This window comes from Acinetobacter sp. YH12241 (assembly GCF_013417535.1).
In the GTDB taxonomy this organism is placed as follows: Bacteria; Pseudomonadota; Gammaproteobacteria; order Pseudomonadales; family Moraxellaceae; genus Acinetobacter.
Genome location: NZ_VPDQ01000047.1, coordinates 1 through 12,442, shown reverse-complemented (window position 1 = coordinate 12,442; position 12,442 = coordinate 1). Strand labels below are relative to the sequence as shown.

Annotated in this window: 11 protein-coding genes; 4 read left to right on the top strand and 7 right to left on the bottom strand. The window is 43.4% G+C overall.

The features are described 5' to 3' along the window. Positions 1 to 164 precede the first annotated feature (164 nt). Complete coding sequence (ilvD, locus tag FTV18_RS14900; protein WP_180018700.1) at positions 165 to 1,994, bottom strand: dihydroxy-acid dehydratase; 1,830 nt, start codon at positions 1,992 to 1,994, stop codon at positions 165 to 167. 407 nt (positions 1,995 to 2,401) lie between these two features. Here ilvD and fmt point away from each other — a divergent pair, with 407 nt between their 5' ends. Then, positions 2,402 to 3,364: a methionyl-tRNA formyltransferase gene (gene fmt, locus FTV18_RS14895; protein ID WP_166137418.1), complete on the top strand. Its 963-nt coding sequence runs from the start codon at positions 2,402 to 2,404 to the stop codon at positions 3,362 to 3,364. After that, on the top strand, positions 3,361 to 4,665 hold the full coding sequence (gene rsmB / locus FTV18_RS14890; RefSeq protein WP_180018698.1) for a 16S rRNA (cytosine(967)-C(5))-methyltransferase RsmB: 1,305 nt from the start codon (positions 3,361 to 3,363) through the stop codon (positions 4,663 to 4,665). Before fmt ends, rsmB begins: the two co-directional genes overlap by 4 nt. A 62-nt stretch (positions 4,666 to 4,727) precedes the next feature. Here rsmB and zupT read toward each other — a convergent pair whose 3' ends face one another. From zupT to FTV18_RS14870, 4 genes are all read right to left on the bottom strand, one after another. Beyond that, positions 4,728 to 5,543, bottom strand: a complete 816-nt coding sequence (zupT, locus tag FTV18_RS14885) for a zinc transporter ZupT (RefSeq protein ID WP_179992896.1) — start codon at positions 5,541 to 5,543, stop codon at positions 4,728 to 4,730. An 82-nt stretch (positions 5,544 to 5,625) separates the two neighbouring features. Next, on the bottom strand, positions 5,626 to 5,736 hold the full coding sequence (locus FTV18_RS14880; RefSeq protein WP_004780392.1) for a methionine/alanine import family NSS transporter small subunit: 111 nt from the start codon (positions 5,734 to 5,736) through the stop codon (positions 5,626 to 5,628). 10 nt (positions 5,737 to 5,746) lie between these two features. Continuing rightward, a complete protein-coding gene (locus FTV18_RS14875; RefSeq protein ID WP_125279821.1) occupies positions 5,747 to 7,222 on the bottom strand; it encodes a sodium-dependent transporter in 1,476 nt (491 codons plus the stop codon). 593 nt (positions 7,223 to 7,815) lie between these two features. Next, a complete protein-coding gene (locus tag FTV18_RS14870) occupies positions 7,816 to 9,264 on the bottom strand; it encodes an aldehyde dehydrogenase family protein (RefSeq protein ID WP_180018696.1) in 1,449 nt (482 codons plus the stop codon). A 130-nt stretch (positions 9,265 to 9,394) separates the two neighbouring features. On the opposite strand from FTV18_RS14870, the gene FTV18_RS14865 reads away from it, so the two are divergent. Continuing rightward, entirely contained in the window at positions 9,395 to 10,087 is a 693-nt protein-coding gene (locus tag FTV18_RS14865; protein WP_180018694.1) for a TIGR04219 family outer membrane beta-barrel protein, read from the top strand. 350 nt (positions 10,088 to 10,437) lie between these two features. After that, a complete protein-coding gene (locus FTV18_RS14860) occupies positions 10,438 to 10,989 on the top strand; it encodes a type 1 glutamine amidotransferase domain-containing protein (RefSeq protein WP_179992893.1) in 552 nt (183 codons plus the stop codon). Between the two features lie 58 nt (positions 10,990 to 11,047). On the opposite strand, the gene FTV18_RS14855 is transcribed toward FTV18_RS14860, so the two are convergent. Both FTV18_RS14855 and FTV18_RS14850 read right to left on the bottom strand, forming a co-directional pair. Then, on the bottom strand, positions 11,048 to 11,371 hold the full coding sequence (locus FTV18_RS14855) for an ankyrin repeat domain-containing protein (protein ID WP_180018692.1): 324 nt from the start codon (positions 11,369 to 11,371) through the stop codon (positions 11,048 to 11,050). 35 nt (positions 11,372 to 11,406) lie between these two features. Beyond that, entirely contained in the window at positions 11,407 to 12,261 is an 855-nt protein-coding gene (locus tag FTV18_RS14850) for a cell division protein (protein ID WP_180018690.1), read from the bottom strand. Positions 12,262 to 12,442 lie beyond the last annotated feature (181 nt).

The window sequence follows — 12,442 nt, the reverse complement described above, 5'->3', positions numbered from 1 at the left end:
ATGGAAAAATCTAAAAGGTATGTTTTACCGAAAAAAAGAAGTAGAAACTACCCACGAGTTGTGAAAGGGAAACCACAGAAATACCCAAAAAAATGCCAGTCAATCTCTTAACTGACTGGCATTACCCCATCTGGAGTGCTTTTTTGCGCTATAAAATTTACAGCTTAGATTTCACGTACCGCTCCTTTTGCAGCACTTGTGGTATGCATGGCATAAGCTTTCAAAGCTTTAGAAATCTTACGTGGACGGTCTTCTACTGGATGCCAGCCTTTTTCATCTTGAGCAGCACGACGAGCGGCCATAGTCGCATCATCCACAGCTAGGTGAATGGTACGGTTTGGAATATCGATTTCGATACGGTCGCCATCTTCAACCAGACCAATAGCACCACCTTCAGCCGCTTCCGGAGAAACGTGACCAATCGACAGACCTGAAGAACCACCAGAGAAACGGCCGTCAGTCAGAAGTGCGCAATCTTTACCAAGACCTTTAGATTTCAGGTAGCTGGTTGGGTACAGCATTTCCTGCATACCAGGGCCACCACGTGGACCTTCGTAACGAATCACAACTACATCACCTGCTGTGATTTTACCACCCAGAATCGCGTCTACCGCAGAATCCTGGCTTTCAAATACACGTGCAGTACCGTTAAATTTCAGGATTGATTCATCTACACCGGCAGTTTTGACGATACAGCCATCAAGTGCGATGTTGCCATAAAGTACAGCCAGACCACCGTCTTTAGAGAAAGCATGTTCTGCATTACGGATCACACCATTTTCACGGTCGCCGTCCAGACGTGAGTAGTAACGATCTTGTGAGAATGCAGTTTGAGTCGGTACACCGCCTGGTGCTGATTTAAAGAATTTATATACTTCTTCATCTTCAGTACGGATGATGTCCCACTTGTCCAAAGCATCTTTGAGAGTTGCTTCGTGAACCGTACCGACAGAGGTATCTAACAGGCCTGCACGATCCAGCTCGCCGAGGATCGACATGATCCCGCCGGCACGATGCACGTCTTCCATATGCACGTCATTCTTCGCAGGAGCAACCTTACAAAGCACTGGTACTTTACGAGACAGACGGTCGATGTCGTCCATGGTAAAGTCCACACCGGCTTCATTGGCAGCAGCTAACAAATGCAGAACAGTATTGGTTGAACCACCCATTGCGATATCCAAAGTCATGGCATTTTCATACGATGCTTTGGTCACCATTGAACGTGGCAATACGCTGTAATCGTCTTGTTCATAGTGGCGTTTTGCCAGTTCGACAATTAAAGAACCTGCACGTTCGAACAGTTTTTTACGGTTCGCATGAGTTGCCAAAGTTGAACCATTACCTGGAAGTGATAGACCCAATGCTTCAGTCAAACAGTTCATTGAGTTCGCAGTGAACATGCCTGAACATGAACCACAGGTTGGGCATGCAGAACGTTCGTATTCCGCAACTTCTTCATCAGTATAGTTATCATCTGCAGCGACGATCATCGCATCGATCAGGTCGATCGCTTTGTCATTACCACGGATTTTTACTTTACCGGCTTCCATCGGACCGCCAGACACGAAGACCACTGGAATGTTCAGACGCATTGCTGCCATCAACATCCCCGGAGTGATCTTGTCACAGTTCGAGATACACACCATGGCATCGGCACAGTGTGCGCTGACCATATATTCTACCGAGTCAGCAATCAGGTCGCGTGAAGGCAGTGAATACAACATACCGTCATGACCCATCGCAATGCCGTCATCAACAGCAATGGTATTGAATTCTTTTGCTACACCGCCTGCCTGTTCAATCTGACGTGCCACGAGCTGGCCTAGATCTTTAAGGTGAACATGACCCGGTACAAACTGGGTGAATGAGTTCACCACTGCAATAATCGGTTTACCGAAGTCTTCATCCTTCATCCCAGTTGCGCGCCATAAGCCACGCGCACCCGCCATGTTTCTTCCGTGTGTCGATGTTTTTGAACGATAGTCAGGCATTTTATATTTCCAACAAAGTTTGAGCTTGAAATGAACCGAAAAAGGTTCACTCTGGCTAGATCATACTGACAATGAGCTTAAATCAGTCGAATGTTAGACCTATCATACTACAAGCCATTGTTTTACAAGATGACCTATTCGTTGTAGATGCAGACAAAAATGTCTATAGAGAGGTCTCGGTGAGCTGACAATAAAAATCTCTTAATAAAGCTACTATACCGCCATCATGGATCGGACAATACAAAACTTTCATGAATAATTTTTAGAATTTGCATGAGTTTTTTTTATATAAAATTTAATTAAAAGTAGGAATCTATAATCGCTGTAACAGTTAAGTGCATTGTAGATTAGGCGGCCATTTGGCTTTTAGCTTATAATAGCTGCCAAGTTTATTTGGAATTTCATGTGTGAAAATCATATTTGCAGGCACACCAGAATTTGCAGCAACTGCATTGGCTGCGCTTCTCAAAACCGATCATGAAATTGTGGCGGTCTATACTCAGCCGGACCGTAAAGCCGGTCGTGGTCAGAAACTTACCGCTTCTGCTGTGAAACAGCTGGCGCTTGAACATGACATTCCGGTATATCAGCCACTTCATTTCAAGTCTTCAACTGAAGAAGGTCTTGCTGCTCAGGCTGAGTTAAAAGCGTTGAATGCTGATGTGATGGTTGTAGCTGCCTATGGTCTGATTTTGCCGCAAGTGGTTCTGGATACGCCTAAATATGGTTGCCTGAATATTCATGGTTCACTGCTGCCACGCTGGCGTGGTGCTGCGCCGATCCAACGTGCAATTGCAACAGGTGATCACGAAACTGGCGTGACCATCATGAAAATGGCTGCCGGGCTGGATACTGGTGACATGATGTATAAAACCTTATGTCCAATTACTGCAGAAGATACCTCAGCCAGCCTGCATGATAAACTAGCTGCTCAAGGTGCTGAAGCAATTGTAGCGGTACTGGAATCTGAAGAAAAATTACAACAGTATTTAGCTGCCCGGGAAGTGCAGGACGAAGAACTTACCGTCTATGCTCATAAGCTGTCTAAGGCAGAAGCCCGAATTGACTGGAGCTGTACTGCCTCTAATATTGACCGTAATATCCGTGCCTTTAATCCTTGGCCAGTCGCTTTTATTCCTCTGGATGAAAATAACAACCTGCGGGTTTGGGGTTCGGTACTTTCAGAAAAAAATGCACACTGTCATGTCGCTGGCACGATTCTAGCGATTGATAAACAGGGTGTACATGTGGCCTGTGGTGATGAAAAAGCAGTGTGTCTCACTTCACTACAATGGCCGGGCGGCAAACCGCTCAATCCGGTACAAATTAACCAGACCCAAAAATTACATGTAGGACAATTATTGGCATGAGTCATTCTGAATCAGGCACATCTCACCTTAACTTGCGTGCCCAAGTGATTCGTACCTTACTTGCTGTACAGCAAGGACAATCTCTGGCCAGTATCTTGCCGCTGCATTTAAAGAAAGTGGCCGACCGTGACCGTGCCCTGTTCCATGAACTGGTATTGGGTACTTTGCGTCAATGGTATGCACTTAAAAGTATTACTCTGCCACTGCTGGTGAAGCCTTTAAATAATGACACGGTCGAAACCTGTCTTTATGTCGGCCTATACCAGTTACTGGAAACCCGAATCGCGCCACACGCTGCCATTTCTGAAACCGTGACTGCAGTAAAGCAACTTGGTTATCAGGCTTTAAGTGGCGTAGTGAATGCCATTCTGCGCCGTGTTTCACGTGAAACATCGGAATTTCAGGCAGCACTGGATCAGGCTCATGGCCTGCCAAGCTGGCTCTTTAAACGCCTGAAAAAAGACTGGCCAGAACAGCTTACTGAATTGAGTCATGAGTTAAAGCAGATTGCTCCACTGACCCTGCGCGTAAATGAACGTCAGGTTAGCCGCGCAGACTATCTGGAAATTCTGGACGAGCACGAAATTCCTGCCCATGCCTGTACTGTTTCCAAAGTTGGGATTATTCTCGATGCCACTGTACAGGTACCTGACTTACCCGGCTTTGATGTCGGTGGTTTTTCGGTACAGGATGAACATGCCCAGCTCTGTGCTACCTTGTTGCCAAATCTGGATGATAAGTTTGTGATTGATGCCTGTGCAGCACCGGGTGGTAAAACGGCGCATATTCTAGAAAAATATCAGCCGTGTAAACTGATTGCGCTGGATCAGGATGCCAAGCGTTTAACACGTGTCACTGAGAATCTTGAACGTCTGTTATTAGAAGGCGAACACGTTGAAATTAAAGCCGCAGATGCCATTACCTGGCAGGCACCGGAACAGCCGGACTGTATCGTACTGGATGCGCCTTGTTCAGCCATCGGTGTAATGCGTCGCCATCCCGATATTCGTCTGTTACGTCATTCAACCGATATTACCCAGACGGTAGAGCTGCAAAAGCAGATTCTGGAAAATATGTGGCAGCAACTGAAAGTCGGTGGCACCCTGCTCTATATCACCTGTTCAATTCTCAAAGCGGAAAATGAACAGCAGATGGTCGAATTCTTTAGCAAACATCCCGAGGCTAAAGAAATTAAAATTGAAGCCGATTGGGGCATTGAACAGATCCATGGTCGTCAGCTTCTCCCTAAAACTGGTCAAGGCGATGGATTCTTCTATTGCCGGATTGAAAAAACTGCTTAAATGATATTGCTAAAAGAAAAGGTAGCTTCGGCTGCCTTTTTTATTGTTTTGATTTGAGATTCTTATTGTACAAATTTAAAAATCACTAGACTGGTCGCCAGTGCCGCCATCCCGCTGACCAGACCATACACGGTTTCATGACCTTTAGAAAAACGTTTCGCAGTTGGCAAAAGTTCATCCAGTGCCAGATAAACCATCACCCCACCGATAATCCCAAACACCATGCCATAAATAGTATGGCTCATATACGGCGCCAGAATGAAATAACCCAGCGCAGCGCCCAGAGGTTCAGCAAGGCCTGAAACCAGACTAGCCACAAGTGCATAGTCTTTACGGCCTGTTGCACCATAAACCGGTAATGCAATCGCAACACCTTCAGGCACATTATGAATCGCAATGGCAACCGCCAATGGTGCACCCAGTGCAGGACTTTCCAGCGTCGCAAAAAAAGTCGCCAATCCTTCTGGCAGGTTATGTGCACTAATCGCAAATAACGTCAGTAGTCCTGTTCTTAGTAATTGCGGCTGACTCAGATCCTGTTTCGATTGAGCCTCAATGGTTTCATGCGGATTAGGAACGAATCGATCCAGCAATAAGACCAGTACCACACCCAATAAAAAGGCAAAAGTACCATAAGCAAAACCGGATTTTTCATCAAAAGCCAGGCTAAAAGAACTAATAGATTTATTTAAAATTTCTGTGAGCGAGACATAGATCATTGCTCCGGCAGCAAAGGCCAGTCCGAAGGCTAAAACCCGGTAATTCGGTTTTTTCAAGAACAGCACCAATCCCCCACCCACGAGGGTAGCCAGACCTGCCAAAAATGTCACTGCAAAAGCGGTATAGACTTGTGCATCGGTAACGGGAGCAATTCCCATAAGTCTGCCCATTAAAAAGTCATTATCAGCAAAGATGATAATGACTTTCATTTACAGCAACAATGTGTTTATGTGAAGATTTTTAGTCTTCTGGTTCTTCTGGATTTTTTGCCAGATGCATGACAGCCAGTGCCAGACCACCCCATAATAAAACCATGGAGAAAATCATCATAATTAATGCAGATGTATTCATATTCGTTCTCCTAACTATGACGATCTTTCACTAGACTGAACAAAATGGCACCCAGAATAAAGAATGCAATTGTACCCCCACCAATCATCCATAACGTACTTGCAGGATAATCACCGTAACCCTCTGCCATGATTGATTTCAGGGTTAAACCTAATGCTGATAATAAAGATAACGGTGTGATCACAGTCAGCATGAACTTCCAGCTGCCACCCAGTTTCAGACTGGCAAACTCGTTCACATGTGTTTCCAGCTGTTTCATCAATGGACGACGGAACCAGGACAATAAAATAATCGAGAACAGACCACCACCCACAATACCAATGTTGTTAGCGAAGTAGTCAATGATATCGACAAAGGTAATGGCACTATGAGTCGAGAACATTAAGGTAGATACAACTGCTGAACCACCCGCAATAATCGTCACTGACTTGTTCTTCGACCAGCCAAGTTTGTCCTGGAATGCCGCAATTGGCACCTGCAGGATACTCACCATGGAGGTAATACCTGCCACTGTTAATGAACCGAAGAACAGGAAGCCGAACAGGTCACCGCCTGCACCTAAGCTGGAAATGATTTTCGGGAAGGCAATAAAGGCCAGACCGATACCACCAGATACCACATCTTCAACTTTCGCGCCTGAACTGAACGCCATAAAACCAAGTGCTGCAAAAACCCCAATACCTGCCAGGATTTCAAAAGACGAGTTAGCCAATGCCACCACGACACCTGAACCGGTCAGATTAGTTTTACGTTTCAGGTAAGAGGCATAGGTCAACATAATCCCGAAACCCACTGAAAGTGAGAAGAAGATGTGACCAAATGCAGCCAGCCAGACTTTATAATTGGTCATGGCTTCCCAGTTTGGGGTAAAGAAGGCATTTAAGCCATCGACTGCACCTGGTAAACGTACCGCCTGAATCACCAGAATCGTGAATAAAATTACCAGTAATGGCATGAAGATTTTATTCGCCAGTTCCACCCCACGGCGTACCCCACCGTAAAGAATCAGCATCACAGCTGCCCAAACGATCACCAGACCAAAGAACAGCACAGGGACGAAACCGAAAGTTAAGCCCTCACCATTTTGCAGGTAGCTATTGAAGAAAAAGGCTTGTGTATCTGTGCCCCATTGCTGTCCAAAGGAATAAATCATATAGCTGCCGGCCCAAGACAGGACGCTGGCATAATAAATCCCGATGATCAGGGTCACCATGACCTGCCACCAACCCAGAGATTCTGCATTCATGAGTTTTTTATAGGCCATCGGTGGTGCTTTGCGGAACTTATGTCCGACTGCATAATCTAAAAATAATAAAGGTAAACCTGCTGCAAAAATCGCAATCAGATAAGGAATCAGGAATGCCCCGCCGCCATTTTCATAGGCAACGTATGGAAAGCGCCAAATATTCCCCAAACCAACGGCAGAGCCAATGGCTGCAATAATAAATCCTGATCGTGCCGACCAATTCTCTCGAGTATCTGTCATAGAACACCTAAACTTTAAACTTCATTCAATACTGCTTATTATGGTTATGTCGCGAGCACTGAAGAAGCATTTCAATTATTTCGGGTGTTTGAATTAGAGTTATACCTTTTGGGCATCGAATTCTAATATACAAACAGGTCAGCTAGCCGGACAGCTTGCTTAAAGTCTGAGCAGAAAGCCGACCTTGTAGATGGTTCAACAATACTGACTTTTTCAATTTTTTTCTGTAATTTCTGCTTAAAACATTCTTTTTTTATAATCTATTCTTATCAAATGCTCAATAATTCTACGCTGAGCCCTTGATTTTATTGATTATATGTATGTAAACTTTTTGGAATATATTGTTTTTAAGTTTTACTACAGTTTTCAAGCTATTTTTCGCTCTTAATTCATCAAGTATTAAATAGAGATTGAAAAAGTGTTTTTAAATCTTCTTCGTTCATTTTCTTCTGAATAAAAACAGAGCTGTGTCTTAGTTTATTCAGCTTATCTTTTCTACCTAGCCTGCTACCTTTTTAAGCAATAAAAAGCAAAATTCCACAACCGACCTGCCTTATGCCGATTGTGGAATAGTACTGATTGATTCGGTCAGCTTAACATTTGATGACAAGCATACGTTCTTCCTGCATGTCACGAATCGCAGACTGAATGCCTTCACGACCCAGACCGGAATCCTTGACACCACCATAAGGCATATTATCAACACGGAAAGATGGAATATCATTAATGATGACACCGCCGACATGCAGATGATCCCAGGCATACATCATCTTCTGCAGATTCTGGGTATAGATACCGGCTTGCAGACCAAAGCGACTGCTATTAATACAAGCAATCCCTGATTCAAAATCGCTATAAGCTTCAATAATGGCGACCGGACCGAAAACTTCATTACGATAAATTTCCAGTTGATGATCTACCTTTTCCAAAAGAATCGGTTCAAACATCGCCCCTTTCACTTCACCACCAGTCAGTACATGGGCACCTTGCGCTACGGCATCTTCCATCCAGCGATGCAAACGTTTAGCTTCAGCTTCCTTGATCATTGGCCCCAGCAAAGTTGTTTCCAGATCCGGATCACCGGCTTTCAGATGTTGCAGTTTCTGAACCAGCTTGTCTTTTAGTTCTTCAAAAATATCCTGATGCACCAGAATACGTTGCACACTGATACACACCTGCCCTGCATGACCATAAGCGCCACCAATCAGACGGTCAATCAGCTGTTCACTAAGTTCAGTATCTGGCTCAATCATTACTGCGGCATTGCCACCGAGTTCCAGAGTAACTTTTTTGCGGCCGGCACGGGCTTTCATATCCCAGCCCACGACATCGGAACCGGTAAAGCTTAGCAATTTAAAACGGTCATCTGTAACCAGTACATCCGCCAGATCACGTGGACACGGCAGAACTGAGAATGCATTCTTCGGTAAATCAGTTTCTGCCAGAATCTCGGCAATTTTTAAGGCTGAAACCGGAGTCAGACTCGCCGGTTTTAATACAAATGGACAACCTGCAGCAATTGCCGGCGCAATTTTGTGTGCAGTCAGATTTAATGGAAAGTTAAATGGACTAATCAGGGAAACGGCGCCAATCGGTACCTGTTTGACCATGCCCTGATAACCGGAAGCTGCGGCAGTGACTGCCAGAGGCAAAATACGGCCCTGATCCATCTGGGTGACCGCATCTGCCGCAATCTGGAAGGTATTGATCAGACGTTCTACTTCTGCACCGGCTGCTTTACGTGGCTTGCCACCTTCCGCAATCAGGATTTCAGTCAGTTCTTCACGGATTTCATTAAACCGCTTCACACAATGCAGCAGAATTTTTTGTTTCTGGAAAGGTTCCAATGCTGCCATTTCTGCTTCTGCCTGAGTCGCAGACTGAATTGCCTTTTCTAAAGTTTCAGCATCTGCCAGCGCGACACGTGCATAAAGCTCCTGACTATATTTATGTTTGACCTCCAGCCATTCACCCGTTTGTACCGGCTGTCCTGCCACATATAATGGATAGTCTTGATGATGTTGTGCTGCTGTCGATCCCATTATTCTGCCCTTCACATTAGCATATACATTTTAGAAATTACCTATATCATGCACTTACTGATTACGTTTAAGAAGATGTATTTAGGTAACAAAATCGCTCAATTTAAAGAAAGCGTAAGGAAAATTAGAAATGCGTACACAATTATTCACTGCATTATTACTAGGATTAGGACTGAGCAGCATAGGCCATGCCGATGTGATTGGTCTTAAAGCAGATGCCAGCTACTGGAATTTTGACGGTTATAGCCAGTCTGCCAATGCCAGCAAACAGGACCTGGATCGCCAAGGTACAGCACAACTGTCGGTTGCATTTGAACATCCAGTCCCACTACTGCCAAATGCCAAAATCAAATATGTGAATCTGGACAGCAATAGCGAACAAATTACCCCGCTGAATGCTGCCGATATCGAACTCAATAATATCGACTATATTCTGTATTATGAACTGCTGGATACCATTGTGCATGCTGATATCGGTGCTGGTCTGACTAATCTGGATGGTACAGTCAGAAATCTGAATGCAGGTGTCCTGACTCAGTACGATCTAGATGAATATAGTCCATTACTCTACGCTACAGCTGGGGTAAAACTGCCATTAACTGGCATGAGTGCTAAAGCTGAAGCGGTTTACAGTCACGGTAACGATATCAAAAAGACTGATGTTCAGGCTGAACTGCAATATGACTTTATTGATAACCTGCTGGTCGATGTAGGGGCTAAAGTCGGCTATCGCATCATGAATATTGATGCCGAACAAAATAATGCGCCAGACTTGGAACTAGAATTTAAAGGTCCTTATATCGGCTTAGACATACACTTCTAAAGAATATAATGACTTATGGAAATTAGCCTTAACCCTGTAAGCCGAGACGTACAATGATAGATGTCATCGACGTCTATGCCAGTTTTTAGGTTCAGACTATTCTATAAACATACAGAGCAGGAAGCTCAAATACCTAAAAACAAGAAGAATAAAGCAGTGCACCAGGACGTGAGGTACGACAGGAGTTATACCTAAACACGAGATACGAAAAAAGCCCCAACAGGATGTTGGGGCTTTTTTTATCTATAAATTCTTAGCATTGTTTAACAGTTCCGAGCTAAAAATCCAACATTGTAAGAATCGCCTTGTTGTTAATCTGAAAATCCTCACATTTTTTGGGAACAGCAATCATGGTAAAAAAGGTCCTCTTTATTACTTCAAACCAAGGCGTTGAACATGATGAACTGGTCGAGCCTTTAAATTTTCTAAAATCCAAAGGATTTGAAGTGATTCATGCGGCAGAAAAAAATGAAGAGGTGGCAACAGTAAAAGGCGATACTAAAGCTGCTACCTCATATACGCCTGATACCAGTTTTGATCATGTCACGCTGGATGATTATGATCTCTTGGTTGTTCCTGGTGGCACTGTGAATGCAGATACGCTAAGAATCAATGAATCTGCCCAGAAAATCGTGCAGCATTTTGCTGATCAGCATAAACCGATTGCCGCAATCTGTCATGGGCCATGGGTTCTGATTGATGCACAGCGAATTAAGGATAAAAACCTGACCTCGTACAAGAGCATCAAACTGGATCTGGAAAATGCCGGTGGTAAATGGGTCGATGAACAGGTTCATCGTTGCAATACCGGTGACTGGGTTCTGATTACTTCACGTAATCCGGATGACATTCCTGCTTTCAATGATGCCATCTTAAAAGAACTGGAAGGCGATGCTGCCTAAGTTCAAACTATAAAAAGCCTCCAGATGGAGGCTTTTTATTTTCTTGATCTTATTTTATTTAAATGCCACCTTTTAGGCTTTTTAGATAAGCCACTACATCTTTATTACCGGCCATTTCTGCCAGTTCCAAAGCGGTATAGGTACTGCGATGATCGACATCTGCGCCTTTGCTCACCAGCAGTTTAACTACTTCCAGATGATCATTTTCAGCAGCTGCCTGCAAAGCGCTATAGCCTTCTTCATCGGCAGAATTGACGTCCAGACCTTCTTGTAAGCCCTGCTCGACCTGTTCAACGTCGCCGACTGAAGCCCAGTACACCAGTTCAGGAAGATGAAGTTCTTCATCATCTTTAGGGATTGGGGAGAATGAGTTAAGTTTCATAATATTATGCTCAATCTAAATTACCTGAGTTCTTACTATACATCACTTCTTTGTAAAGACTCTTTCTCAAATTTTAATGCTTCTTTATTTGAACCTAAATATCTACTAATCCCATCCATAGCAAAAAAACCACCTATCGGTTTTTCATGATGTCCAATGATTAAACCGCCAAAACAATTTATAGCACTACAACCTTTAATAATCGTACTGTTATTAGCTATCAAAATATTAGTAGGGCGGACTAAAATTTCCACTCCATTACGAAGGAATCTTCCTCTTTTAAATATCACTTTATTAGGAGGGCAAAACTCTATTTCTATTAAAATTTTCCGATGATTTTCCCGTACAGTAAGAGTAGTACCAACTAATTGGATATCCCAAGCAACGGGTTTGAAAATTAATTGGTTATTTTTAATATGAAGAACTGGCGAATTGTACTCATTAAAAATTACTAGATTTAGTAAAAAATGCCCATCAGCTAATATCAATCCAATTAACGGTGTTCCATCTACACTAATAGGCACCATTGCTGTACCGTATCCCTGGTCCACACAACTAAAAGTATTTCCACCTATTTCGACAATTGCCTCTTCACCGGAGAAATGCAATAGATAAGGTTTAGATACTCCCTCACGTAAATTAAAAGGCTCTGTATTAGCTTTTCTTACAACTTCTTTTGGCAATAATCCATTAGTTTTCTCACGATGATGCTGATCACATAATAAAGTTATTTCATCAGCAACGTGACGTTTAACTAAAGCCCATTCTTCCATATGCTCATATTCATATAAGGGCATTCCACAGATAACACATCCAAACCCGCATCTTTGTCTAACTTCTCTTTGGATAGGCAACGGAATATTTCTACTATTTGGTTGTTCTTCATTCATAGTAATTTTCAAATATAATTTTTTTACATATTATACAAAAAAGCCCCCTTTCGGAGTAATGCCAGTCAGTTAAGAGATTGACTGGCTTTTTCTTGGGTATTTTTGAGGTTTTCCTTTTACAACCCTTGGATAACTCCTCACTCTTCTCTCAGGTATAACATACCGATTAGATTTCTCCATT